The following is a 26,231-nucleotide window of genomic DNA, read 5'->3' on the forward strand; positions in this document are numbered from 1 at the left end:
CATTCCCTCTCTTAAACTGTGTAATAAATATCGATTCAAACTAATTAAATCAACTCAAAATTATGAAAAAAAAACCATCTAGAATTCTTTTTTTAAGGAGTTTCTTGAAGAATGGTTTATCAACCCGATTGACCATTTTTCTAATTATCGCTTCAATCATCCAAATTCAGGCGGATCCTGGCTCCCAAGGGGAAAAGCTATCGCTTGATCTGGAGGGGGTTACCATAGAGAGTGCTCTTGGGGAGATCGAGTCCCGTTCGGAGTATCGCTTTATGTACGAGTACAATCAAATTCCTTTAAAAAAGAAAGTAAGTTTAAAAACCAGTGATCAAAAAGTGGAGGATATACTCACACTTCTATTTAAGGACACAAAAGTGGTTTTCCAGTTTAGGGGCAGACAAATTATACTGATGAAATCTGTTACTAAGCAACTTGAAGATGGATCCGCTTCGTCCGAGTCCATTAAATCTATTATCCAGAATACAGTAAGTGGTACTGTTGTTGATTTTAGCGGTGTCCCTTTATTGGGGGCAAACGTTATGGTGAAGGGAACTTCCAATGGTGCACAAACTGATTTCGATGGAAATTTTACGATAGATGCCGAAACGGGTGACGTATTGGTTGTTTCCTATATTGGTTTTAAGACGCTGGAGGTGGAAGTTACCGGTGGTGGACCAATCAACATTGTGCTTCAAGAGGATTCGGCACAGTTGGATGAAGTTGTGGTAACCGCTCTAGGTATTTCCAGAGAGAAAAAATCCTTGGGTTATGCAACGCAAGAAGTTGATGGGGAAGATGTCAACCGGACTCCTACGGACAACGTTGTAAATGCTCTTTCAGGTAAAATTGCAGGTGTTCAGATCAAGAACAACACCAATATGGGCGGATCCAGTAATGTTGTGATTCGTGGTAGTACATCTTTAACAGGTAACAACCAGGCCCTTTTTGTTGTGGACGGTGTTCCAGTAAGTAACTCCAACTTTAACACGTCCGATCAACAAAGTGGTACCGGTGGTTTCGACTACGGCAACATGGCCTCCGATATCAACCCAAACGATATTAAATCCATCAACGTACTGAAAGGTGCGGCCGCAACCGCACTTTATGGGTCTAGGGCCACAAATGGTGCTGTTATCATCACCACCAAATCAGGGGCAGGATCAAAACAAAAACCAACCGTTACCATTAATTCCAATGTGACCATGGGCTTTATAGATAAAACCACATGGCCAGATTTTCAATACCAATATGGTACTGGATATGGAGCGGTATATGGTAGCGATGGCAGTAGTTTTTTCAATGATCAAGATGTCAATGGAGACGGTGAGTTGGATTTGGTGACTCCAGCTACGGCCTATGGCTCTTATGGTGCACAATTTGATCCCAACCTAATGGTGTACCAATGGGATTCTTTTTACGAAGGCTCTCCGTACTATTTGCAGCCATCACCTTGGGTGGCACCCGAAAGTAGGTTAATCGATTTCTTTGAAACACCTGTAACCATGACCAACAGTGTTGCGGTTGCTGGAGGAAGCGATAAGGCGACCTACAGAATTGCCTACACGCGTTTCAATCAAGATGGATTGATGCCGAACAGTAACATGACCAGGGACAATATTTCCATCAATACATCTTTTGATATTACCGATAAGTTTTCCGTTTCCGGAAGTGCAAACTACATACTTACCGATGCTCTTGGAAGAAATAGAACTGGTAGTGAAACAGGTGCCAATGCACAAAACGTAATCTCCTCCATGAGAAGATACTGGGCCATGAACGTTGGTATAGATGAGCTTAGAGATGCTTATTTCAACACAGGAATGAATGTTGACCCATTTATGGGCGGAACGATCGACAATCCTTACTGGGTGGTTTACGAGAACTACCAGAACGATTCACGTAGCAGAATTTTTGGTAACGTATCTGCAAAATATAAGTTCACCGATTGGTTGAATGTTGAAGGTAGAGTGTCCTTGGATACCTATTCCTTTATACAAGAAGAAAGGAGCAACGTAGGTACTGCAGGTGCTGTGGGAAGATATTCCAGAAGAAACATCAACTATAGTGAAGAAAACTATGATTTGATGATCAACTTCAACAAATATGTTACCGACAAGTTGAACATCAGTGGTGTTTTGGGTACCAATATTAGGAGAACTGCTCTTAGTTCAATTTATGCCGAAACAAACGGTGGATTGGTGCTTCCTGACTTGTTTTCCCTGTCCAACTCCTTGAACTTGCCACCTGCGCCTATTGAGAATGTGGAGAAAGTGGGGGTTGATGGATTTTATGGATTGGCTTCCTTTGGTTATGATAACTTGATCTATATTGATTTAACAGGACGATTTGATCATTCCTCTACATTACCAGAGGAGAACAGTACCTATTTCTACCCATCGGTTTCTTCCAGTTTTGTGTTTTCCAATTTGTTGGATAAGAGCTGGTTGAGCTTTGGTAAACTTCGTTTGAACTATGCAGAGGTAGGCAGTTCTGCCCCCGCTAACAGTTTGATCGATGTATTGAACAAACCGACTCCGTTTGGTGCTGTGCCTTTGTACGGTACCAATAGCACCAAGAACAACGAGAACTTATTGCCCGAAACAACGATCAGTTACGAGACAGGTCTTGAAATGAGATTTTTGAACAGTAGGTTAGGTTTCGATCTATCCTTGTACCAAACAAATTCCAAGGATCAGATTATTCCCGTGGCCATTTCAACCACCACTGGATACTCTTCCAGATTTGTGAATGCAGGAGAGGTTGAAAACAAAGGTATTGAGGTAGCCATCAATGGAGACATTGTGCAAACAGAGGATTTTCAATGGAAAGCCAACATAAACTGGGCCAAAAACCAGAGTGAGGTAGTTTCCCTGTTCGAAGGAGGAAGCAACCTCCAATTGGGTACGGTCAGTGGAGTTTCCATCAATGCAACCGTAGGTGAACCCTACGGAACCATTCAAGGTACCGATTACATCTATGTGGACGGTGAGCGTTTGATAAACCAGGAAACAGGAGCTTACGAACGTACAACTACATCCAATAACGTAATTGGAAACATTACACCGGATTGGACGGCAGGTATTACCAATCAGTTGAAGTACAAAAACTTTGATTTGAACTTTTTGATCGATATCCAAAGTGGAGGGAATGTATATTCAAACGATATTTCAACAGGTAACCGTTCAGGTTTGTATGCCTGGTCCGTTGGACTCAATGATCTTGGCAACCCAATAAGAAACTCTCTGGCTGATGGCGGAGGTATTATTTTGGATGGTGTAGCTCCCGATGGATCTCCAAATACCGTTAGAACCGCAATGGACAACTACAGAAATGCAACGGGAAGTGTAATGGCACCACAGGCCTACTTTGTGTACGATGCATCCTATGTGAAGTTGAGAGAAGTTTCCCTTAACTACAATTTCCCAAAAATGCCCTTTATGGACAAACTGAGCATTCAGTCGCTCAGGTTGGGGTTGACAGGTTCCAACTTGTGGATAATTCACAAGAACTTGCCATATGCGGATCCAGAAGCTGGATTGAGTTCCGGTAACTTGCAAGGTTCTCAAAACGGGGTTTTGCCTACGGTAAGAAATATCGGTTTTAACCTACAAGTTCAATTCTAAACCCAAAAAAAAACAGAAAATGAAAAACTATTATATCATAATTTTAATGGCACTGTTTTTCTCATGTTCCGGTGATTTGGAAGACATGAACGTTGATGTGAAGAACGCAACGCAGGCTCCAGCAGAAAGCTTTTTCAACAATGCAGTAAAAAACCTGTCCGATACCATGAGCGGTATTACCTATGGAGCCAATGGTAACCCGTTCAATACAACAAGACTGTTGGTACAGCAGATTTCCTCCGTTACTTATAACGAAGGCACGACGTACTATTCCAACTTTACTTGGAACGAGGTCTATATGGATATCTTGAACAACCTTCGCCAAAGCGCAGAGGTAATTCAGAGTGCGGAGAGCTTGACTCCCGCAAACGAAAATCAACTGGCAATCATTGAGATTGTCCAAGTGTACACTTGGTCCAAGCTTGTGGAGTCTTTTGGCGATATACCATATTCCCAAGCACTGGATGTCGACAATATTTCACCTGAATACGATGATGAAGAAGTAATCTATACCGATTTGATTGCACGATTGACAGCAGCCATCAATGCATTGGATGCATCGCAGCCATCATGGGGACAAGATCTTCTTTACAACGGAGATGTTTCCAGTTGGAGTAGTTTCGGAAGTTCACTATTGTTCCAAATGGGAATGAGGATCATTGATGCCAACCCTACTTTGGGCACAGAGGCCATGACCACTGCCTTGCCGAATATCTTTACATCAAATGCAGATATTGCAGAGATAGAGCATTTGGAGTCTCAGCCCAATACCGCAGAACTCTGGACGGATTTAGCAGTAGGAAACCGTAGGGACTTTGTGGGAACTGATGTTTTTATAGACTATATGAACGATTTGGAAGATCCACGAAGAGCAGTCTTCTTTCAAGAAGTTGATGGTACCGACGGTGTTTACCTTGGCTCACCCTCTGGACTTGTAGTGGCGTATTTTGATTTCTCCAGATTTGGGACCCTATTCTATCAGCCGACCACTCCGGTCATTCTTTTGGATTACGCAACAATAGAGTTTTTGTTGGCGGAAGCCGCAGAAAGAGGAATTGCGGGGGTAACCGATCCAGAATCACATTACAATGCAGCCATTCAGGCAAATTTTGATTATTATGGACTTGGCGACAGCGCGGCCGCTTATCTGGCAAAGCCAGAAGTTGCATATGATACGGCTCCCGGTACATGGGAAGAAAAAATAGGCATGCAAAAGTGGGTGGCATTGTTCAACCAAGGATTGGAAGCATGGACAGAGTACAGAAGATTGGACTATCCAACTTTGGAAGCACCGCCTCAATCCTTTGTTCCTACTGTTCCGGTTAGATTGACATACCCTATTTCCGAGCAAACCTTGAACAGGACCAACTATGAAAGTGCAGATGCAGCCATAGGTGGAGACCTGCTTACTACAAGTTTGTTCTGGGATGTGGATTAAATTCAAGTAAATACAACCAGACTTTAACCATAGATTGCCGGGGCTCTCCCCCAGTCCCGGCTCTCATTGATTTTTTTATCCGTTTGATTAGCTCAAAGGGGCAGAATACACTCTATCTAAATTTTATTGCTCACTAAATCGAAGTTCTGCCCCTTTTTTATTGCTGGTTTGAATTACTAATACTAAAAATTGATATACCCGACATTCCGGGCTACCTACGTTATACTAAAACATAAAATAATGAACATAAGACTTAACAGAATAATATATCTTCTCCTTTTTATAGGTACAACAGTCTCTGCGCAGCAGTTGAATACCGCTATGGACTCCACTGTAACTGTACAGGGAAAAGTGAATATTAAAGGAAAAGAAGTAAAATATAAGGCAACCACGGGGAAACAACCCGTATGGGACGATAAGGGAAAAATAATAGCCGGACTGTTTTTTACCTATTACCAAAGAACAGATGTAGATAACATTGCCAAAAGACCACTAGTGATTTCTTTTAATGGTGGTCCTGGGTCGGCCTCGGTCTGGATGCACATTGCATATACCGGCCCAAAAATTCTGAATATTGATGAAGAAGGGTACCCGGTACAACCCTATGGAATAAAGGACAACCCAAATTCCATTTTGGATGTCGCCGATATCGTCTATGTGAACCCTGTAAATACAGGATATTCAAGGGCTATTGATGAAATGGACGACAAGACCAAGTCGGAGACCTTTTTTGGTGTTAAACAGGATATAAAATACTTGGCTACTTGGATCGATAACTTTGTTACAAGAAATAACCGTTGGTCCTCACCAAAATTTTTAATTGGGGAAAGTTATGGAACACCAAGGGTTTCAGGTTTGTCATTGGAACTCCAAAACTCCCATTGGATGTATTTGAATGGAGTGATTTTGGTTTCTCCAACAACCTTGGGAATAGAAAGAGGTACCGTTGCAGGAGCAGCCAACTTCTTGCCTTATTATACAGCTGCAGCTTGGTTCCACAAGCAATTGCCCGCTGATTTGCAGTCCAAGGATCTTGTCGAAATCCTTCCAGAGGTCGAAGCCTATACCATAGATGTGCTTACTCCTGCAATCTCGAAGGGAGGATATTTGCCAGCATCAGAAAAAAAGCGTGTCGCAGCAACAATATCAAGATACTCTGGATTATCCGAAAAAGTGATATTGGAACATAACCTACGCATACCAAAAACCTTCTTTTGGAAAGAACTGCTAAGAAATGAAGGCTACAACATCGGTAGATTGGATTCACGTTACTTGGGAATTGATGAACAGACGGCGGGGACAAGGCCCGATTATGCGGCAGAACTTACAAGTTGGTTACATTCCTTCACTCCGGCCATCAACCATTACTTCAAGAACTATCTAAATTATCATACAGACGTAAAGTACAACATGTTCGGGCCAGTGCGTCCCTGGGATAGAAGCAACAATAGAACAGGATACGACCTGAGGCAGGCTATGGCACAAAATCCATACTTAAATGTATTGGTACAGTCAGGTTACTACGATGGAGGCACGGATTATTTCAATGCAAAATACAACATGTGGCAAATGGACCCCAGCGGTAGACTCAAAGATCGAATGGAGTGGAAAGGATACAGGAGCGGACATATGATGTACCTTAGAAATGAAGATTTGCAAACAGCGAACGACGACCTAAGGGAGTTTATCGCTAAGTCGCTCCCAGCAGAAGGAATGCCTGCAAAATATAGTAGAAAGTAAACAAAAGGCCTTGGGCTTAAAATAAAGATTACAATTAACTTATAAAATGAAGAAACTAAAATTTTACATATTGATTCTTGCTGTTGCCTTGGCGCAAGGAGCAATGTACGGACAGATTGAAAAGGCACCGAAACGTACCGATGGAGAAGGGCCTTGGAGCCAACTGATCATCAGGGGAGCCACAATGATAAATGGTACACTGGCCCCACCACAGGGCCCCGTGGACATTGTGGTAGAAAACAACAAAATTGTAGATGTCAGAGTGGTTGGCTATCCTGGGGTTCCCATAGACCCCAAAAGACGTCCGGTACTAAAACCTGGAGGAAAGGAGCTAAATGCGGAGGGAATGTATATTATGCCAGGTTTTGTGGATACCCATGCCCATATTGGTGGAATGGCACAGGGCACCTCTGCGGAATATGTGTTTAAACTTTGGATGGGACATGGTATTACCACAATTGCCGACCCTGCTTCTGGCAACGGAATAGAGTGGACCTTGGAACATAAGAAGAAGAGTAAGAACAATGAGATTACGGCTCCAAGAATCAAGGCGTATACCGCTTTTGGAAGTAAACTTAACGGCGAAATGGGCAGAGAGGACATAGCGACACCTGAGCAGGCCATTGATTGGGTTCGTGCGAATGCCAAAAAAGGAGCGGATGGCATTAAATTTTTTGGAGCCCCGCCAAAAGTGATGGAAGCTGCATTGGTGGAGAACAAGAAATTGGGGCTACGTTCAAAAATGCACCACTCGCAAACCTATGTTGGGCAATGGAACGTCCTTCATAGCGCACGTGCCGGTTTAACTGCAATGGAGCACTGGTACGGACTTCCAGAGGCCTTGTTCGATGATAGGACCGTACAGGATTATTCCTTGGATTACAATTACCAAAACGAGCAAGATCGTTTTGGCGAAGCAGGCCAATTGTGGACGCAGGCAGCAAAGCCTTACTCCGATAAATGGAATGCAGTAATGGAGGAATTATTGGATCTAGATTTTACATTGTCACCGACAATGGTAATTTATGAAGCAAACCGTGATTTGGCGAGGGCCAGAAGAGCTGAATGGCACGAGGAGTACACCTTGCCGAGTCTTTGGGAATTCTACTCCCCAAGCCGTCAATCCCATGGCTCTTACTGGCATTACTGGGGCACTGAAAGGGAAATTGACTGGAAAGCCAATTATAAACTTTGGATGACCTTCATCAACGAATATAAAAACCGTGGAGGTCGCGTTACTGTGGGAACCGATGCAGGATTCATTTATGAACTTTACGGATTTGCATATCCAAGGGAAATGGAATTGTTGCGCGAGGCAGGTTTTCATCCATTGGAAGTAATTAGGGCAGCAACGCTCAACGGTGCAGAGTCTTTAGGAATGGATGATGAAATCGGTACCATTGCCATAGGCAAATTGGCGGATTTCGTAATTATGGAAGAAAACCCATTGGTGAACCTTAAATCACTATACGGAACTGGAGCCATCAAACTGATGGAAGACAACACCATAGAACGTGTTGGCGGGGTAAAATATACCATAAAAGATGGAATTATCTATGATGCCAAACAGTTGTTGAAAGATGTGAAAGAGATGGTGGATAAAGAAAAAGAAGCCAAGAACTACAAGATACTACAACCAGGAATTAAGGGCTAAATAGATAGTTAGTGCAAAAGTTGTTTAAATAGTTATTTTACTAGTTTAGTATGCCCTTTTAGGAGAGTCGTGGTGACGGTATAGTTGCCACGATTCTTTCCTAAACTACAATGCTACTTTGCAAAAATTACTAGGATACCGAAGATACCCGACGATTAAATCCTATGTTTCGATTCTTTATTAGATTTTCCCAACTCGGCAGGGTTTAAGCTTTGTAGACCTGCACCAACACCAATAATTCTTATTATGTCGGATATATTAGATTTCAATAATACGGAGACGGCCTTTGCGTCAAAGTCCAATATAGAACTTAAAAAGGCTAAAGTTTTGTTCGGAATGTTGGGTTATGACCAACTTACCAAGATAGCAAAGCCTTTACTCAATTTTGCATTCCAAAGCAGACTGCCAGTTGAGGGAGTCTTGAAGAGAACTATTTTTTCACAATTTTGTGGTGGAGAAAACCTTTTGGAGTGTAAAAATCAAATTGACAAACTATACCATAATGGAACGGTTATGTCCATCTTGGACTATTCCGTGGAAGGAGCAGAAAGTGAATTGAGTTTTGATTCAACCTTGGATACTCTGCTTAAAATCTGTAAGTTTTCTGAGTTTCAAAAGCAAATACCCTTTGTGGTTTTCAAGCCTACGGGAATTGGTAGATTGGAAATCTTCCGCAAAGTCTCGGAAAACGTACCCCTAAATTTGTCCGAAGCGGAAGAGTGGACCAGAGTTAAGCAAAGATTTGAAGCCATATGCAAGGCCGTAGCAGAGACTGACAGCCTCAAAATAATGGTCGATGCAGAGGAATCTTGGAGCCATGCCGCAGTAGATGGTCTAACGGAAGAAATGATGCTCAAGTATAATAAAAAGCGAACTGTAGTTTTTGCCACCGTGCAACTCTACTTAAGTAAAAAGTACGAATATCTCCAACAATTAAAAGCATTTGGAGAAAAAAACGGTGTCAAAGTAGGGGTAAAATTGGTACGGGGCGCTTACATGGAAAAAGAGAGGGATAGATCCTTGGCTTATGGATATGATTGTCCAGTATGTCAAGATAAATCGACGACCGATAAAAACTTTGACAGCGGGATGGATTATGTTCTGGAAAATTTAAATGTTTTTGATCTGTTCTTGGGAACCCATAACGAAATCAGCTGCAAACAATTGGTAGAAAAATTGCACAATAAAGAAATTGGCTCTACCGATCAGCGTGTTTGGTTCGGTCAGTTGTACGGAATGAGTGATAATATAAGTTTTAATATGGCCAAAGCCGATTACAATGTAGTTAAATATGTGCCATTTGGACCGATAAAGGATGTAATGCCCTATTTGATTCGACGAGCAGAAGAAAATTCATCTGTTGGATCACAATCTTCAAGAGAAATGGAGTTGCTCAAAAAAGAATTACAGAGACGAAAGGAAATGGCTAAATTGAGGTAAGGAATTCGTAATGAAGAACCCAAAGGTCGTAAAGGCATTGCTTTTATGATCTTTTTTTGCACCATGATATAGGTAGCAACAAAAAAGCCGTCATTTTGTAATGACGGCCTTTAAAATAGGTGTTTTTTGTTTTATCCCAAAAATGGATATCTATAATCCTCGGGGGTAACAAAAGTTTCCTTGATCAATCTGGGGGAAACCCATCGTAGAAGGTTCTGCATAGATCCTGCCTTGTCGTTGGTCCCCGATGCCCTTGCACCGCCAAAAGGCTGTTGTCCCACAACGGCTCCGGTGGGCTTGTCGTTGATGTAGAAGTTCCCTGCGGAATTCTGCAAGGCCTTCGTGGCCTCGTCAATAGAGTAGCGGTCTCCGGACAGTACAGCTCCAGTGAGGCCATATTCCGATGTACCGTCCACTAACTTCAAAGCCTCGCTCCAATCCTTATCCTCATAAACGTATACGGTAACCACTGGACCAAAGAGTTCGGTATACATGGTCTCGTACTGTGGGTTGGTGGTCAATATTACCGTGGGCTCTATAAAATACCCTACGGATTTATCGTAATTACCTCCTGCGATGATTTCGGCATCGTCATCGGCTTTGGCTTGATCAATGTACTTGGCCAACTTGTCGAAAGAGCCCTCGTGGATCACGGCATTGATAAAATTGCCCATGTCCTCTGGGGAGCCCGGCTTGTTGAAGGATGCGATGTCCTTTTTTACCAACTCCAAAATCTCATTGGCAGTGGATTTGGGCAGATACACCCGTGAAGCGGCACTACATTTTTGCCCTTGGAACTCAAAGGCGCCCCTGCTGATGGCCGTGGCCACCTGTTGGGGCTTGGCCGTTGGGTGGGCGAGGATAAAATCTTTTCCGCCAGTCTCACCTACAATTCTTGGGTATGTTTTATACTTGTGGATGTTGTTCCCGATCTGTTTCCACAGATTTTTGAATACATCGGTAGATCCCGTAAAGTGGATCCCCGTAAAGTCCGGGCTGTCCAACACCGTGTCGGAGATCATGACCGGATCTCCGTAAACTACATTGATTACCCCATCGGGCAGTCCAGCTTCCTTGAGCACATCAACAATCACTTTTGCGGAATAAATTTGGCTGTCACTCGGTTTCCATACCACCACGTTGCCCATCATAGCGGCACTGGTGGGAAGATTCCCTGCAATTGCCGTGAAGTTGAACGGGGTTATGGCGTATACAAATCCTTCCAAGGGACGGTATTCCACGCGATTCCATACTCCTTCGGAAGATTCCGGTTGTTCGCTGTATATCTGGGACATATATTCTACGTTGAAGCGAAGGAAGTCCACGATCTCGCAGGCAGAATCAATCTCGGCCTGATAAATATTTTTGGACTGGGCCAACATGGTGGCAGCGTTCATTTTTTGACGGTAAGGTCCAGCAATCAGTTCGGCGGCCTTTAAAAAAATGGCACAGCGTTGTTCCCAGGTCAAATTGGCCCAAGCATTCCTAGCCTCCAAACAATTGGCGATGGCCTTTTCCACGTGTGTTTTATCGGCAAGGTGATATTGTCCAATTACGTGCTTGTGGTCGTGGGGAGGGGACAGGGGCTTGGTGTTGCCCGTTTTTATTTCCTCGCTTCCAATGTAGAGCGGAATGTCCACTTTTTCGTTGTAAAACGCTTTGTACTGCTTTAATACCTCTTCTCGTTCTGGAGAACCCGGAACGTAAGTTTTGACCGGCTCATTGCTGGCGGTCGGAACTTGAAAAAATCCTTTTCCCATGTTTAATTTAAATTAGTTTTTAATATTTATTTACAGTTGAAACAAAGTTACTAAAAGGGATATCCATTTTAAACTTTGTAGAGACACAATTCAAGGAGGAAAACGCTAATTGTTGAGTAAAATCGGGTATGCAATAAATAAATATGTTTTTGATTCAGATGTTTATTTAGCAATTGTTCAACAGGAAGTTATAGGAGCACTTTGTCTTTTGAGTGATAATGAAGGTAATCTTGAAATTAAGAACATTGCGATTGTACCACATTGGCAAAATCGTGGAATAGGTTCTTGTCTTTTGTCTAAAATTGAAGAGACCGCCAAGAAAGAGGAATTTAAAGTCCTCACAGTAGGAACAGCCGATACAGGAAAGAGACAAATTTCCTTTTATAAAAAAATGGATGCGCCCAATATGCCATCAAAAGAAACTTCTTTTTAAAAAATTATAATCAACCAATTTATGAGAATGGTATTATGGCACTGTTCGTCGCTCAAAAATGCTTGTTTATTTTTTTTTGGTTAACATGTGTTGGTGCCACTTTTAGGGTTTGGGTAGTTGTCCGATTGATCTTCAACGGTTTCATCCAAGCATACAAAATCTTTTTCCAGCAATAGGGAAAGTCGTTCACCATGGGGTAAATCCATGGTTGTGCCAAAACCAACATTGTCAGAGGTCGCCCATGTCAATCGTTCTTCCTCGGATAAGTACATGGTTATGGTTTTTTCTTTGAATGAGGCTTCCAGTACATCAACACCCTTTTTTGCCATTAACTTATAAGTGAACAATGCATTTCCAAAAGTTGTTGTTTCCTTGATGGAACCTGTTTCGCAAAAAGTTTCAACTTCAGTCTTGGTCAGTCGGTATCGTATGGAATTTCCTTTTATCCTAATTTTCATAATCTTTTTCTTTTTTATTGCTAGTCTGCCTATTTATCTTATAATTGATGGTCACTCGTGTACCTTCGCCTGGACTAGAGCTGATGAACAATCTGCCATTTATATAACTGATGCGTTCTTTCATGAAAAAGAGCCCCATTCCACCATCACTATTGTTTTTTGGTGGACTGTCCAAATTGGAAGGGTCAAAACCTTGCCCATCATCATCAATAACAACACTTAACAGCTTATCTGAATGATCAATGGTTACTAATATATAGCTGGCATCGGCATATTTTATGGCATTGTTCACCGCCTCTTGCGTTACCCTGTAGATATTGGTTTCCGCCAAGGAATCAAAACGGATGTTTTCCTCTGCCTTGTTCTCGAACAAAATGTTCTTTCCAGTTAATTTACTCAATTCCGATGTCATTTTTTGCAAGGCTGGGAAAATACCGTGGTCGCCCAGTTCTGGTGGGGTTAGATTAAAGGTGGCGGTACGTACCCCTTTGATCAAATCCGAAGTCAGTGCCTTTAAATACGCTATCTTTTCCTTGGTTCGTTCTTTTTGATCGATATTGATGGATTCAATATTGAATCGCAATGCCGTGAGCATTTGTCCTATACCATCATGTATGTCCTTGGCGATGCGTTTCCGCTCTTCTTCTTGTCCTTCAACAATAAGACTGGCCTGTAACTGTTTTTGATACATACGGTCCTCATAGTTTTGAAGCGTCAGCTGTTCCACTTTTTCCTGATTTTTTTTACGTTCTGTGATGTCGGAACACAGTAGCAGTACACTTTGTTTTAAGCTAGTTTGGTGCATGGGAATTATGGATATGTCCAGCCATAATTTGTTTCCTGTTTGGGTTTTGATTTCAATTTCCTCGCTTCTGATGCTTTTGCGTGGCTTGGTCAATATCTCATTTAGGTATTGTTGTTGTCCTTCGTCGGTGGTCAGAATTTGCGATAAAGGCACGTTCGACGGAATGTCGGACACTTCCAAAAGTGAGCGGAACTTTTTGCTGATGAAAACTACAGTGCCATCGGTACGAGCGCTGGCAAAAAGAGCGGCATTGTCGATTACAAAATTAAGCTCCTTTAATTCTTGAAGCGATTTTTCCTTTTCCTGGTATATGATTTTGATGGCCTTTGCATCTTGTTCCGCTTTTAGCTGACTTTTGACCAGGTTTTGTATGGTTTCCCTTATCTGCACCGATAGCGGTTTGAAGATGAACAACACTTCCAACACCAAAATCAAAAGTGAAAATACCAATAACAGATATTCCTTTACTTTTAACCTTTTCAACCGGTCCTTGCTAATATCATCGTAGGCGTTTACGATAATATCCATTTTTTCCAAAAAAGGACCTTCATTGGACAATAGTATGTTGAGCTCAGGATTATATGGAACGGAATCCCCTTGATCTAGTATGGATTCAACGGCTTGGACCATGGCTTTATGATGGAGTGAGAGCTCTTTGAAGTGTTCAAGAATCAAGCTGTTGTTCTCTTTGGGGAGTCCAATACTATCATTCCCATTCTGAAGACCTTGATGAGATGTTTTCCAAACGTTCAAGGTATTGTCCAGTTTTTTCAAGAGTTCTTGTTTTTCATTTTCTTTTAGGTCACCTTGCGTTAACAAGAGCGCTTCCTTGACCAATTTTTGACTGTAGGCACGTTGCCTGCCCGCTACATTGATGACACGCGAATCATCAAGTTGTGAGTTGAGGTGTCGTTGTATAAGAATCTGGGCTACAATAATCGTGAATGCAATGGCGGAAAGCGCCAACAAATACCACTTGCGTATTCTCAAAAAAGTCGAGACATCCAAGGTCTGTTGCTGATTCTTTTTTATATCATCAAGTTTAGCCATCGTTTGGAATTAGTTGGACAGCGCTCTTGTGACCAGTTCTAGACCTCTTTGGGAGTAAGGGAGCGACAAGGCTGCTTGATGCCCTTTCGGGGACATCTTTTTCCAGGTTTTTTGTATTATGGGAATCATCTTTACGTCGTCATGCTTTTCTAAAAAAGAATCATAGTAGTACTTTAAAAAAACCAAACAGATCACGTCTTCCAGAGTTTGGGTCTCCTTATCCTTTTTTAGTTGTTTTTTGAGCAATAAAAAAACGACCCTGTCAATGATTTCATCATCGTACCCCACGGTCTTCAATATGGAACTTGCCTTTTGGGCATGAAATTTTTTAAGTTTCTGCCTCCATTTTAAATAGCCCACTCGATTCATTTCATAGGATTCCCTGGGTATTTCCCAACGACAAATATGTTGGCAGCGTACCGTTAGCTGTAAAGCTTCTGAAGCTTTTGGCTCGAATGTGTTCAGGATGTCCGTCATACGCTGCGCGTACAAAAGTTCTTTGGGATGTTCCTTTTCCCCAAAAAACTCCTTGTTGGGGTCTTCCGCATTTGCTTCGTCGAACCGTCTGAAAGCTTCCACCATTTTTTTGGACGTGCCCATGGAATTTGATTTTCTTAAATCTATTCAGAAAAACCAATATACACAACGCCATCTTCCAATTTTACGGGAAATGTGGCGATAGCGGGCAAATCTCCGTTCAGATTTTCACCAGTTTCAAGGGAAAACGTTTTTTTGTGCATGGGGCAGGCGACTTTTGCAATGCCTTCGGCATCACCGATCATACCCCTGGATAACACCATTTCCATTTTGTGCGGACAAAGGTTTTGACAGGCGTACCATTGTTGTTTGCGTTTGTAGTTGAAAATGGCAATCTGTCGGTTTTTATATTTGACACAGGCCCCGCCATTTTCTGGAATGTCCTTTTCCAGACATGCCTTGAACCAAATCTTGACTTGATCTATTGCAACCGGGTTGTAATTTTGTAGTAAAGTATCCATAACTTATAGTTTAATGGGTCCATGGTTCTGGCATTTTCTGTTCTCTCATAGGGATAAACGCCAAACTGTCATCCCTATCATCAGAGTTCACAAAATGCTTGAATCTTTTTCCGATTTCTTCGTTTTCCACAGCTTGTTTCCATTCGCATTCATACCTGTCCACGAGATCTTGCATATCGCTTTCCAATTCTTGGGCAATGTTTAAACTGTCTTCGATCACCACACGTTTGAGCTGTTCAATGCCGCCTTCGAGTTTCTCCAACCAGGCAGCTGTTCGCATCAGTGGAGCTGCGGTGCGTATATAGTACATTAAAAACCGGTCCAAGTATGTGATCACCGTTTCATTATCTATTTGTTCTGCCAGCAGTTGTGCATGTTTGGGCGTTGCCCCACCATTACCGCATACGTAAAGGTTCCAACCACCCTCTACGGCTATCACACCAAAATCTTTTCCTCGTGCTTCGGCACATTCTCTGATACAGCCCGAGACACCTCCTTTTAATTTATGTGGAGACCGTAGCCCCTTGTAGCGCTCTTCCAAGGCAATGGCAAAACTTACGCTCTCATCCATACCGTAACGGCACCAGGTTGAGCCTACACAGCTTTTCACCGTTCGTAAAGCTTTGCCGTAGGCGTGACCACTTTCAAACCCTGCAGCAATCAATTTTTTCCAGATGGCAGGCAAATCATTTAATTGGGCACCAAATAGATCAATACGCTGCCCCCCAGTTATTTTGGTGTACAAATCATAGGTTCGGGCTATTTTACCCAAAACGATCAATTTTTCGGGTGTAATTTCTCCACCCGGCACTCTTGGTACCACCGAGTAGGTTCCGTTCCTTTGGATATTCGCCAAAAAGCGATCGTTGGAATCTTGAATCACATCTTCCTTATTGGCCGTATCATTATAAATGGTGGCAAAAATGGAGGCCACTGCCGGCTTGCATACCTCGCAGCCATCTCCTTTACCGCACTCATCAAGAGCCTGATCGTAGGTAGTAATGCCCTTTACTTTTATTATGCCAAACAATTCCTGTCTGGTGTATTCAAAATGTTCACAAATAACACCCTTCACTTCTTTCCCCATGGATTTTAAGGTTTCGTTGACCAGTTCCACCACCATGGGTTTACATCCCCCACAACCTGTAGTGGCCTTGGTGCAACTTATAATATCCTTTAGGGAATCAGATTCACCATCTAAGAGCGATGAGCAAATTTTTCCTTTGGAAATACTTTCGCACGAACATATTTGAGCAGTATCGGGAAGATCCATTGCATTACCAAAGGCAGAGCCTCCTTCTCCACGGTTTCCTACGATCAATTCTTCCGCATTATCCGGTAATGCCATGCCGTTCAAATACATTTGGTGCAAGATGTTGTAATCTGAAGCATCGCCAACAAGGATTCCGCCCAAAAGCGTTTTGCCGTCATGACTTACATTGATGCGTTTATAGAGATGTTTAGTTTTATTTTCGAAAATAATGGACAGGCCTTTGTGCGCAGGCATGTAAGGCGTGCCAAAACTGGCCACATCAACGCCCATTAACTTCAGTTTGGTGGACATATCAATATCATCGGGCATAATGATGTCTTGGTTTCCCAAAATTTGGTTTACGGCCACATCCGCCATTTCATATCCTGGGGCCACAAGGCCGTATATCATTTGATTGTAAAGTGCAACTTCACCTATGGCATAAATATCCTTTACGGAAGTTTGCATTTTATTGTTTACCACAATACCACCGCGATTCCCCATTTCAAGTCCGCAGGTCTTGCCTAGTTCGTCCCTTGGTCGAATTCCTGCGGAAATAATGAGCATGTCCACATCCAGGCAATCATCTTCACCGAATTCCATTCCTTCAATGACCTTGTCACCCAATATTTGATTGGTTGCTTTGCTGAGGTGAATACGTATTCCCATGGATTCCAGTTGAAGCCGAAGCACATTGCTGCTTCTAGTATCCAATTGGCGAGGCATTAGTTTTGGAGCAAACTCCACCACATGGGGTTCCAGTCCCATATCCAAAACAGCTTTGCCGGCTTCCAGCCCCAAAAGCCCACCACCCAATATGGCAGCTCTTCCATTGGGCTTTATAGCCTTTATTTGTGATGCATAGGCCATCATATTTTCCAAATCCTCGATGGTACGGTACACAAAAACGCCTTCCTTCTCCATACCGCGAATTGGCGGGACAAAAGGAACCGAGCCGGTTGCCAATACCAAATAATCGTAGGTATAGGTTTGTCCTGTGGCCGTATGGATTTCTTTTTTACCATTTTCTATATCGGTAACTCGTTGCCCTGTAATAAGTTCAATACCATTACCTTGATACCAATCGGCAGGGGCTAGTTCCAATGCTTTGGCATTCTTACTCTCAAAATACGCACTGAGGTGCACCCTGTCATACGCGGGACGAGGTTCCTCACCGAAGACCAACAATCTATATTCTGACCTTGAGGGTTGGGCAATGAATTTTTCACAAAACTTATACCCTACCATTCCGTTACCTACAACGATTACTGTTTTCATATCATGAAATTTTCAAGCATAGGTCAAAACTAAGTATAATTACGTATTATATTAATAATATTTTCAAAAAAAATACGTATTCTTGTTACGAGATTCATAAAAATCAAAACATAATATTGGGATGCAGCAATACATGAATAAAGCAAAAGTTACTTTGGTAGGTGCAGGGCCAGGAGCCTCAGACCTAATTACATTGAGGGGTTTACGGGTTTTACGACAAGCGGATGTGATTTTGTACGATGCTCTTGTGGATACATCTCTTTTAAATGAGTTGGATGATGGTGTACCTAAAATATACGTAGGTAAACGATGCAGTAAACACAGTCTTGCGCAGGTGGATACCAATAGGTTGATTGTGGAAAGTGCCCTTAGGTATGGACATGCTGTACGATTAAAAGGAGGCGATCCCTTTGTTTTCGGAAGGGGTGCGGAGGAATTGGAATATGTGGAATCGTTTGGTATCCCGGTTGAGGTGGTTCCAGGCGTTTCCAGTGCAATCGCAGTACCGGCCAGCCAAGGCATTCCATTGACCAAAAGAGGGGTGAGCAATAGTTTTTGGGTGGTTACGGCCACCACCGAGCAAGGAGGGTTTTCCAAGGATTTTCAATTTGCTGCGCAATCTTCCGCAACACTGGTCATACTCATGGGAATGCGTAAGTTGGGCATCATCTCCGCCGCGCTTCGTCAACATAGAGGAGGAAACACACCCGTGGCCATTATACAGAACGGGACTTTGACTTCGGAAACTTGTAGTACTGGTGTGTTAAGTGACGCAGAAGCACTGTTGGCCCATGTGGATACCAGTCAACCCGGTATTATAATAATAGGTAATGTGGTTACCGAACATCCTGCATTTTTTGAAGAAACCATTCAGAGGGCTATAAATATGGAGCTTTAATAAATGATACAAATAAGTATCGAGCAGACAAGAAATGGTCTGTGAAGATATTAAATAAATAACTGAAGCAGCATAATTTTTGAAAAAATACAAATTAAGCCATCTGATTTAGGAGACTGTGTAAAAATACGTAGAAAATAGGAGTTTTAAATATTTTGATAAGTATTAATACTTAGTTTTAAATATTTAATCAAAAAAACTACGTATTATGAAAGCTACAAAATTAAACTTACTACATGTTAGAAGTATCCCCATTAGAACGTTTTGGATCTCTGCCATAGCCTTTTTCATATGCTTTTTTGCATGGTTCGGGATTGTGCCTTTTATGCCCGATGTGGTAAAAGACCTCGGCCTTACCCCTGCACAGAAATGGAACTCCATAATCCTTGCAGTTACGGGAACCGTGTTTGCACGATTGCTAATTGGAAAGTTATGCGATAAATACGGTCCCAGACTTTGCTATACTTGGTTACTGATTATCGGTGCCATACCGGTTATTTTAATAGGTTTGGCACAAACACCTTTTCAGTTTCTTCTCTGTAGGTTCTTTATCGGATTTATAGGCGCTTCCTTTGTTATTACCCAGTTCCACACTTCCATTATGTTTGCCCCTAATATTGTTGGTACGGCAAATGCCACGTCCGCAGGGTGGGGCAATCTTGGTGGGGGCGCCAACAGGTTGGGAATGCCCTTGATTGCTGCTGCAGTCGTAAGTTTTGGGGTTGCTGACGAGCTGGCGTGGCGCTATTCCATGATCATCGCAGGATTCGTCTGTTTTTTAATGGGGCTGATATACTACTTTTTTACCCAAGATACCCCCAAAGGCAATTTTTCGGAATTACGAAAAACGGGGAATATGCCCGTTTTAAAAAAGGATAAAGTTTCCTTTTTAAGTACGCTAAAAGATTATCGTGTTTGGATATTGTTCCTAGTGTATGCAGCGTGTTTTGGAATGGAACTCACGGTTTATGGCACCATGGACGATTACTTGCAAAATACTTTTGGCCTTGAGCGGATTACCGCGGGAAATATCGTACTGTCCTTTGCACTGATGAATATTTTTGCTCGTACCCTAGGTGGTTTTTTTGGTGATCGTTTTGGAAAACTCAAAGGCCTTCGTGGTCGAGTACTCTTTCTTACGTTTATATTAATGGCCGAGGGCATTATGCTCTCTGTTTTTTCCATGACCACTAGCTTAGTTGTAGGAATTATTTTTTTGGTGGCATTCAGTCTTACGGTTCAGATGGCCGAAGGAGCCACATTCTCCGTGGTACCCTTTATCAATAAAAAAGCGATAGGTTCTATTTCCGGGATTGTTGGTGCAGGCGGAAATGTGGGGGCATTTTTGGCTGCTCTCTTGTTAAAATCTAAATCAGCAATGGCCGAAAGTGCTGCCTTAAAAGCCAATGCTTCGTTGGGCGAGGAAGCGGCAAAAACTGCACAGGCCGCAGCTGCATCAGGAGCTGTGTCAAGCGGATATTTTGTTATTGGAATATTTGTGGTTGTGGCTGCGATAAGTGCCCTAGCCATTAAATTTTCTACGGCCGATGAAGAGGCAGTCCTTCTGGAAATGGATGGAAAACGGACCTTGTCCACTGTGGAAGCATAGTGTATCACTACTGAAAAAACGATTTGTCAACCTAATCTCATAAGGAACACTATGAAAACGATTAAAAAGAAAGGCATATTTGTACTTGCCCTTATTTGGATTCAATTTTCAATGGCACAATTTACCCTTGATGGGCAATTCAGGCCCAGGACAGAATATAGAAACGGGTACGGGAGTTTAATTCCCGATAATGCCGCCCCTGGTTTTGCAACTTCTACACGTGCCCGATTGAATGCTGGCTACCAAGCAACGAACTATTCATTTTATTTAAGTCTTCAAGATGTGATGGTGTGGGGGGAAAACCGGCAGTTACGACCGGATGATGAGAACAATTCCTTTGCGATTTTTGAAGCTTGGGCCAAACTTGACCTTGGTTCCGGTTGGTCCTCAAAATTGGGGCGACAGGTGCTTTCCTATGATGACCAGCGAATTTTGGGCGGAGTGGACTGGACGCAGCAGGGACGTAACCATGATGCAGCTATGGTGAAGTATGCCAAAGACAATTTCATACTTGACTTCGCCTTTGCTTTTAATCAGGATTTTGACAACCCCAGTGGGTATCAATCCATAGGCAATGCCTATAACACAACCGGATTTTTTAGTTACAAGACCATGCAAATGCTTTATCTGAAACAGAAATGGGAAAGTTTTGCCACCAGTTTACTTTTAATGAACAATGGTTTTCAAAACTTTGACGAGAACAATGAAGCAGATGGGGTAAGTAATTTGCAGACATTGGGCACGCACGTTACCTATGGTAAAGGTAGCTTTGGGATGTCCGGGAATGCCTTTTTGCAACTAGGGGAGAGGCAAGGAGAATTGGATGTGAAAAATGCCTATCTGCTTGGCCTTGACTTTAGCTATAAAGTTTCTGAAAAAGTTGGTTTGGGGGCTGGCATTGAAATTATAAGTGGGAATGATGGTTTGACCGTAGGTGAAACAGGTGCCTTTTTCCCTTTGTTCGGTACTAACCATAAATTCAATGGGTTGATGGATTATTTCTATGTGGGCAACCATGCCAATAGCATTGGAATAGTTGATCTACATGCCAGCGCAAACTTTAAACTTGGTGAAAAATCCACACTTTTGGCTAAAATCTGGAACTTTAAAGGTGACCAAGATTTGCCTAGTGGAGAAAACACATTGGGTACCGAAGTGGATTTGGTCTTGACGCAAAAATTTAATGGGTATGCACTTAAATTGGGGTATTCCCATCTATTTCCTACGGATGGCATGTACGAATTGAAAGGTGTGGACGAGGCAGATGCGGCCAGCAACCAAAATTGGGCTTGGGCCATGTTGATAGTTAAACCTAAATTTTTTACAACAGCTAAACGGGATTAGCATATTGATTTAGTTGGTTTTGAGAGCTGTTCCATCTTAAATTGGGGCAGCTCTTTTTTATATCCCTTATATTTCAACAAATCGATTATTTTTGTGTTATGCAAGATTCTGAAATTCAAGATACCATAACCATAGTTTTGGCAGATGATCATTCATTGGTTAGAGATGGTATCCGGGCCCTTTTGGAAGAGGAGCCGGATTTGGATGTGATAGGAGAGGTTTCCAATGGATGGGATGCCCTTAAAATGGTAGATGAAAAATCTCCAGACATTCTGATTATTGATATCCGTATGCCTGAATTGGGGGGAATTGAAACTGTGGAAAAGCTCAATGGCAAGGGCAAATCAGAGACCAAATCCATCATTCTTTCCATGCACGATTCAGAAGAGTATATTCTCAAGTCGGTACAGGCAGGTGCCAGTGGCTATCTTTTAAAGGATACGGGCAAAGCTGAATTTGTAAAGGCCATTCACATGGTTCAAGAAGGTGGGAAATATTTTAGTGGCGATATTTCCAATGTGTTGGTGAACAATCTATTCAGTTCTGGTAAAAAAGTCAAGACCTCGACCAAAGAACAAAAGAGCAACCCTTTTGAGCTAACCAATAAAGAGTTACGGGTATTGGAACTTATTTTGGCAGGATATACCAATAAGGAAATTTCAGAAAAGCTCGAAAACAGTAAAAGGACCATTGAGACCCATCGCTTCAATCTAATGAAAAAGATGGAAGTAAAAAACCTGATCGACCTTTCCAAAAAAGCCAACAAGTACAATTTAGTGTAGGTTTTAATTCTTCATCATTTTACCGAAATTATTGTCATTCTCTCGATTTAGGGCATCATTTTTATGATATTTACACTACGTATTTATACGTATTTTTTTAATTTTCAGCGTCGAAAAAACCTATACAAAGGCGATGCAAGAAAAACAGGCCTATAATACAATTTGTTCCTACTGTGGCGTGGGCTGTGGCATTACAGTGCATAAAGATGCTAAAGGCGTTCTTTCCGTGATAGGCGATGAGGATTATCCTGTAAACAAAGGGATGCTTTGTTCAAAAGGGAAAAATTTAAATTATGTAGCACAGGATACGAGCGATAGAATTTTGTATCCCGAAATGCGATGGAGTCGTAATCATCCTATGCAGCGTGTTACCTGGGATATTGCTTTTAAACGTGCCGCCGCAGTTTTTAAAAGTATCATGGAACGTCATGGTCATGATAGTGTGGGCCTATATGTGTCCGGTCAATGTCTTACCGAAGAATATTATTTGGCCAATAAACTTACCAAAGGCTTTTTGGGAACCAATAATATTGATACAAATTCCAGGCTTTGTATGAGTTCTGCAGTGGTGGGCTATAAGAAAACAGTGGGCAACGATGCCGTTCCGATTGCCTATGCGGATATTGAGTTGGCAGACTGTTTTTTGATCGCCGGTGCCAATCCTGCTTGGTGCCACCCTATTTTGTTCCGCCGTATAGAAAAGCATAAGGAACAAAACCCGAAGGTTAAGTTAATCGTGGTAGACCCGCGTAAGACACAAACGTGTGCATTGGCAGACTTGCACCTACAAATATTGCCGGGAACCGATGTCATACTTTTTAATGCCATGGCCAGATGGTTGATTGAAAAGAAAAAAATAGACAAATCATTTATACAGAAACACACCTCAAATTTTGAAGCATGTAAACAAATGGCCTTTGAACTTAGTATTCGAAAGGCAGCGGAAAAATGTGGTATAACGGCTGATGAAATTCGTAAGGCAGCCAAAATGATTTCGGATGCGAAAGGGTTCATTAGTATGTGGACCATGGGATTGAACCAAAGTGTTATCGGGGTCGATAAGAATGTTTCTTTATTGAACCTTTCCTTGTTGACGGGTCAAATAGGGAAGCCGGGTTCGGGTCCTTTTTCGCTGACCGGTCAACCCAATGCCATGGGGGGCAGGGAGGTTGGCGGAATGGCCAGTTTGCTGGCCGCACATCGGGATTTGGGAAATCCCAAGCACCGTAAAGAAGTTCAGCAATTTTGGGGAGGAAAGGAAATAAAAGGGGAACCTGGGCTTACGGCAACCGAAATGTTCGATGCATTGGAATCGGGGAAAATGAAAGCTATTTGGATTATTTGCACCAACCCCGTGGTGAGTATGCCCAATGCCAAGAAAATTGAAAAAGCACTCCAAAATGCCAATTTTGTCATTGTACAGGATATTTCCCATAATTCCGAGACCACAAAATATGCCGATTTAGTACTGCCAGCGGCAGGTTGGTTGGAAAAAGAGGGTACCATGACCAATTCCGAACGCCGGATAAGTTATTTGCCCAAAGTCATTGATGCTCCCGGCGAGGCCTTGCCCGATGCGGAAATTCTCTGGAGGTTTGCACAAGAAATGGGGTATAGTGGTTTTGACTACAACAATGTTTCCGAAGTCTATGATGAATACTGTTTGATGACCAAGGGAACCAATATCGATATCTCGGGATTGTCACACGAGCGTTTGAAAAAGGAAGGGAGCTTCCAATGGCCCGTACCTTCCCCAGAGCATAATGGAACTCCCCGCCTTTTTCAAGACCAAAAGTATTTTACCGCCAATGGTAAGGTACATTTTAATGCGCCTCGCAACCTGTATAACAAGTCAGAAGTCGCCACGGCGGAATTTCCATTGGTACTCAATACAGGAAGGGTGAGAGATCAATGGCATACCCGAACCAAAACGGGAAAAGTAAAGCGTCTTTTGACCCACATTCCTGCCCCATATCTTGAAATGAACAAGGTAGATGCCTATCTGCGTAAACTTAAGGAAGGAGATATTGCAGTGGTAAAAAGTCAAAGAGGTAGTGTTCGGGTTAAGGTAAGGATAAATTACGATATCAGGGAGCGTGTGGTTTTCCTTCCCATGCACTGGGGCAAAATATTGAACAATGATTTTAGTAGGGCAAATAACCTGACCAACGATATTGTAGATTCCATTTCCAAAGAACCGGATTTCAAGTATTGTGCCGTTCAGGTAAAAAAATATCGTAAGCCCAAACAGAAAATCATCATCATCGGGGCTGGAGCTGCAGCTTATCGTTTTATTCAAACCTATCGTAAAAAAAACAAAGGGGACGAGATTCATGTATTTTCCAAGGAAGCGCAACCGTTCTACAACCGCGTTTTGCTTCCGGAATATGTAAACGAAGAACTGTCTTGGGAATCTCTTCAAAAATTAAAAAAGGGAGAGTTGGAAAAGCTTCGAGTAAGCCTGCATTCAAAGAATGGCATTCAAACAATCAATGTCAAAGAAAAATTTGTTCAGGACGATTTGGGCGAGTTCCATGATTACGATCTTTTGGTTATGGCTACGGGAAGCCGAGCATTTGTGCCCAATGAGGTACGCATGGATTTACCGGGAAGGTTTACCATGCGGGAAAGAAATGATGCAGACCGACTCAAAAAATATCTTTCAGAAACAAAGCTACCCCCAAGCGAACAGCATGTGGTAATTGTTGGAGGGGGCCTGCTAGGCCTTGAACTGGCAGCTGCCCTAAAAAAAATCAATATCAATATCAGCATCATACAGCGTGCCCCCAGATTGATGGAACGTCAGTTGGACCCCGTTTCCAGTAAATTATTGGCCGAGGATGTTTCCGAGCGTGGAATTCAGTTGTTTTTTGACAACGAGGTCAGTACCATTTTTGAAGATGAAGGATCTCAGTACACCTTGATGGTCAATCTTAAGACGGGACGAACTTTACGGTGTAACGCCATTGTTTATGCGATTGGAACCAGACCCAATATATCTTTGGCAAAGGATGCCGGTCTAGAAACTAGAAGAGGTGTATTGGTAGACCCTTACCTTAAAACGAGTAATCCGTCCATATTTGCTCTGGGTGAAATCGCCGAGTTCGAGAACGCACTCTATGGTATTACCTCGGCAGCGGAGCAACAAGCCGATGTGGCCGCAAATTATATCATGGGGGACTTAGGGAGCCTATATAGCGGTTCCGTGCTGATGAATATTTTAAAATTCGAGAATCTGGACCTCTGTAGTATTGGTATGGTGAATGCCCCGAAAAACGACCCCACTTATGAGGAGGTTTTATTGATGGATGTAAGCAAGAGGTTTTACAAAAAATGCATCGTACAGAACGATACCTTGAAAGGAGCCATTTTAATGGGGGACAAAAACGAGTTTGCAGAATTTAAGCGATTGATTGAGGAAGAAATAGAACTCTCCGAAAAAAGGGAGGAACTGCTGCGGGGTTCATCAACCATGGAGCCGCTCAAAGGAGGTTTGGTCTGTTCCTGTAGTCAAGTGGGGGAGGGCAACATTAAGGATGCCATTGTAGGAGGATGCACAGATTTTGCGCTACTATGTTCCCAAACAGGAGCCGGATTGGGTTGTGGTAGCTGCAAACCCGAGGTGCAGTCCATATTGAATGGAGTATTGAAATCAACAATGGTATGAGA

17 protein-coding genes are annotated in these 26,231 nt (G+C 42.5%); 11 read left to right on the forward strand and 6 right to left on the reverse strand.

Annotated elements, in window-relative coordinates; genetic code table 11:
* The first annotated feature begins 62 nt into the window (after nucleotides 1-62).
* The 5 genes from MURRU_RS13525 to MURRU_RS13545 all read left to right on the forward strand — a co-directional run bounded on the left by MURRU_RS13525 (nucleotide 63) and on the right by MURRU_RS13545 (nucleotide 9,895).
* Entirely contained in the window at nucleotides 63-3,623 is a 3,561-nt protein-coding gene (locus MURRU_RS13525; RefSeq protein ID WP_014034038.1) for a SusC/RagA family TonB-linked outer membrane protein, read from the forward strand.
* A gap of 19 nt (nucleotides 3,624-3,642) precedes the next feature.
* On the forward strand, nucleotides 3,643-5,061 hold the full coding sequence (locus MURRU_RS13530; protein WP_014034039.1) for a SusD/RagB family nutrient-binding outer membrane lipoprotein: 1,419 nt from the start codon (nucleotides 3,643-3,645) through the stop codon (nucleotides 5,059-5,061).
* A 240-nt stretch (nucleotides 5,062-5,301) separates the two neighbouring features.
* The gene (locus MURRU_RS13535; protein WP_014034040.1) at nucleotides 5,302-6,801 is read left to right on the forward strand and encodes a S10 family peptidase; all 1,500 of its coding nucleotides are present in this window, start codon (nucleotides 5,302-5,304) and stop codon (nucleotides 6,799-6,801) included.
* A 46-nt stretch (nucleotides 6,802-6,847) separates the two neighbouring features.
* Entirely contained in the window at nucleotides 6,848-8,455 is a 1,608-nt protein-coding gene (locus MURRU_RS13540) for an amidohydrolase family protein (protein WP_014034041.1), read from the forward strand.
* Between the two features lie 246 nt (nucleotides 8,456-8,701).
* Complete coding sequence (locus MURRU_RS13545) at nucleotides 8,702-9,895, forward strand: proline dehydrogenase family protein (protein ID WP_014034042.1); 1,194 nt, start codon at nucleotides 8,702-8,704, stop codon at nucleotides 9,893-9,895.
* Between the two features lie 131 nt (nucleotides 9,896-10,026).
* Here the strand turns inward: MURRU_RS13545 and pruA are convergent, their stop codons facing one another.
* Nucleotides 10,027-11,655: an L-glutamate gamma-semialdehyde dehydrogenase gene (gene pruA, locus MURRU_RS13550; protein ID WP_014034043.1), complete on the reverse strand. Its 1,629-nt coding sequence runs from the start codon at nucleotides 11,653-11,655 to the stop codon at nucleotides 10,027-10,029.
* A 112-nt stretch (nucleotides 11,656-11,767) separates the two neighbouring features.
* Between pruA and MURRU_RS13555 the strand changes: the two genes are divergently transcribed.
* Complete coding sequence (locus MURRU_RS13555) at nucleotides 11,768-12,088, forward strand: GNAT family N-acetyltransferase (protein WP_049789121.1); 321 nt, start codon at nucleotides 11,768-11,770, stop codon at nucleotides 12,086-12,088.
* A gap of 80 nt (nucleotides 12,089-12,168) precedes the next feature.
* On the opposite strand, the gene MURRU_RS13560 is transcribed toward MURRU_RS13555, so the two are convergent.
* Genes MURRU_RS13560 through nirB form a run of 5 tightly spaced genes read right to left on the reverse strand, consistent with a single transcriptional unit; the run spans nucleotide 12,169 to nucleotide 17,929 of the window.
* Nucleotides 12,169-12,546: a DUF7009 family protein gene (locus tag MURRU_RS13560; RefSeq protein WP_014034044.1), complete on the reverse strand. Its 378-nt coding sequence runs from the start codon at nucleotides 12,544-12,546 to the stop codon at nucleotides 12,169-12,171.
* Complete coding sequence (locus MURRU_RS13565; RefSeq protein WP_014034045.1) at nucleotides 12,536-14,401, reverse strand: PAS domain-containing sensor histidine kinase; 1,866 nt, start codon at nucleotides 14,399-14,401, stop codon at nucleotides 12,536-12,538. The genes MURRU_RS13560 and MURRU_RS13565 overlap by 11 nt, the downstream gene beginning before the upstream one ends.
* A 9-nt stretch (nucleotides 14,402-14,410) precedes the next feature.
* Complete coding sequence (locus tag MURRU_RS13570) at nucleotides 14,411-15,001, reverse strand: DUF4202 domain-containing protein (RefSeq protein ID WP_014034046.1); 591 nt, start codon at nucleotides 14,999-15,001, stop codon at nucleotides 14,411-14,413.
* 20 nt (nucleotides 15,002-15,021) lie between these two features.
* Nucleotides 15,022-15,399 carry a nitrite reductase small subunit NirD gene (nirD, locus tag MURRU_RS13575; RefSeq protein ID WP_014034047.1) on the reverse strand — a complete coding sequence of 126 codons (378 nt, stop codon included), beginning with the start codon at nucleotides 15,397-15,399 and terminating at the stop codon, nucleotides 15,022-15,024.
* A gap of 10 nt (nucleotides 15,400-15,409) precedes the next feature.
* A complete protein-coding gene (gene nirB, locus MURRU_RS13580) occupies nucleotides 15,410-17,929 on the reverse strand; it encodes a nitrite reductase large subunit NirB (protein WP_014034048.1) in 2,520 nt (839 codons plus the stop codon).
* 133 nt (nucleotides 17,930-18,062) lie between these two features.
* Between nirB and cobA the strand changes: the two genes are divergently transcribed.
* The 5 genes from cobA (at nucleotide 18,063) to MURRU_RS13605 (ending at nucleotide 26,229) form a co-directional block, all read left to right on the forward strand.
* Nucleotides 18,063-18,827, forward strand: a complete 765-nt coding sequence (gene cobA, locus MURRU_RS13585; protein WP_222835040.1) for a uroporphyrinogen-III C-methyltransferase — start codon at nucleotides 18,063-18,065, stop codon at nucleotides 18,825-18,827.
* A 208-nt stretch (nucleotides 18,828-19,035) separates the two neighbouring features.
* Nucleotides 19,036-20,436, forward strand: coding sequence for an MFS transporter (locus MURRU_RS13590; protein ID WP_014034050.1), 1,401 nt, complete (start codon nucleotides 19,036-19,038; stop codon nucleotides 20,434-20,436).
* Between the two features lie 51 nt (nucleotides 20,437-20,487).
* A complete protein-coding gene (locus MURRU_RS13595; protein WP_014034051.1) occupies nucleotides 20,488-21,780 on the forward strand; it encodes an alginate export family protein in 1,293 nt (430 codons plus the stop codon).
* Nucleotides 21,781-21,878: 98 nt separating this feature from the next.
* Complete coding sequence (locus MURRU_RS13600) at nucleotides 21,879-22,562, forward strand: response regulator transcription factor (RefSeq protein ID WP_014034052.1); 684 nt, start codon at nucleotides 21,879-21,881, stop codon at nucleotides 22,560-22,562.
* 133 nt (nucleotides 22,563-22,695) lie between these two features.
* Nucleotides 22,696-26,229, forward strand: a complete 3,534-nt coding sequence (locus MURRU_RS13605; RefSeq protein WP_014034053.1) for a nitrate reductase — start codon at nucleotides 22,696-22,698, stop codon at nucleotides 26,227-26,229.
* Nucleotides 26,230-26,231 lie beyond the last annotated feature (2 nt).

The sequence above is a fragment of the Allomuricauda ruestringensis DSM 13258 genome (genome assembly GCF_000224085.1).
GTDB lineage: Bacteria > Bacteroidota > Bacteroidia > Flavobacteriales > Flavobacteriaceae > Flagellimonas > Flagellimonas ruestringensis.

What these genes read in the sequence shown, in the direction of transcription:
- MURRU_RS13525 (WP_014034038.1), top strand. Translation starts at nt 63, where the DNA reads ATGAAAAAAAAACCATCTAGAATTCTTTTTTTAAGGAGTTTCTTGAAG.
- MURRU_RS13530 (WP_014034039.1), top strand. Translation starts at nt 3,643, where the DNA reads ATGAAAAACTATTATATCATAATTTTAATGGCACTGTTTTTCTCATGT.
- MURRU_RS13535 (WP_014034040.1), top strand. Translation starts at nt 5,302, where the DNA reads ATGAACATAAGACTTAACAGAATAATATATCTTCTCCTTTTTATAGGT.
- MURRU_RS13540 (WP_014034041.1), top strand. Translation starts at nt 6,848, where the DNA reads ATGAAGAAACTAAAATTTTACATATTGATTCTTGCTGTTGCCTTGGCG.
- MURRU_RS13545 (WP_014034042.1), top strand. Translation starts at nt 8,702, where the DNA reads ATGTCGGATATATTAGATTTCAATAATACGGAGACGGCCTTTGCGTCA.
- pruA (WP_014034043.1), bottom strand. Translation starts at nt 11,655, where the DNA reads ATGGGAAAAGGATTTTTTCAAGTTCCGACCGCCAGCAATGAGCCGGTC.
- MURRU_RS13560 (WP_014034044.1), bottom strand. Translation starts at nt 12,546, where the DNA reads ATGAAAATTAGGATAAAAGGAAATTCCATACGATACCGACTGACCAAG.
- MURRU_RS13565 (WP_014034045.1), bottom strand. Translation starts at nt 14,401, where the DNA reads ATGGCTAAACTTGATGATATAAAAAAGAATCAGCAACAGACCTTGGAT.
- MURRU_RS13570 (WP_014034046.1), bottom strand. Translation starts at nt 15,001, where the DNA reads ATGGGCACGTCCAAAAAAATGGTGGAAGCTTTCAGACGGTTCGACGAA.
- nirD (WP_014034047.1), bottom strand. Translation starts at nt 15,399, where the DNA reads ATGGATACTTTACTACAAAATTACAACCCGGTTGCAATAGATCAAGTC.
- nirB (WP_014034048.1), bottom strand. Translation starts at nt 17,929, where the DNA reads ATGAAAACAGTAATCGTTGTAGGTAACGGAATGGTAGGGTATAAGTTT.
- cobA (WP_222835040.1), top strand. Translation starts at nt 18,063, where the DNA reads ATGAATAAAGCAAAAGTTACTTTGGTAGGTGCAGGGCCAGGAGCCTCA.
- MURRU_RS13590 (WP_014034050.1), top strand. Translation starts at nt 19,036, where the DNA reads ATGAAAGCTACAAAATTAAACTTACTACATGTTAGAAGTATCCCCATT.
- MURRU_RS13595 (WP_014034051.1), top strand. Translation starts at nt 20,488, where the DNA reads ATGAAAACGATTAAAAAGAAAGGCATATTTGTACTTGCCCTTATTTGG.
- MURRU_RS13600 (WP_014034052.1), top strand. Translation starts at nt 21,879, where the DNA reads ATGCAAGATTCTGAAATTCAAGATACCATAACCATAGTTTTGGCAGAT.
- MURRU_RS13605 (WP_014034053.1), top strand. Translation starts at nt 22,696, where the DNA reads ATGCAAGAAAAACAGGCCTATAATACAATTTGTTCCTACTGTGGCGTG.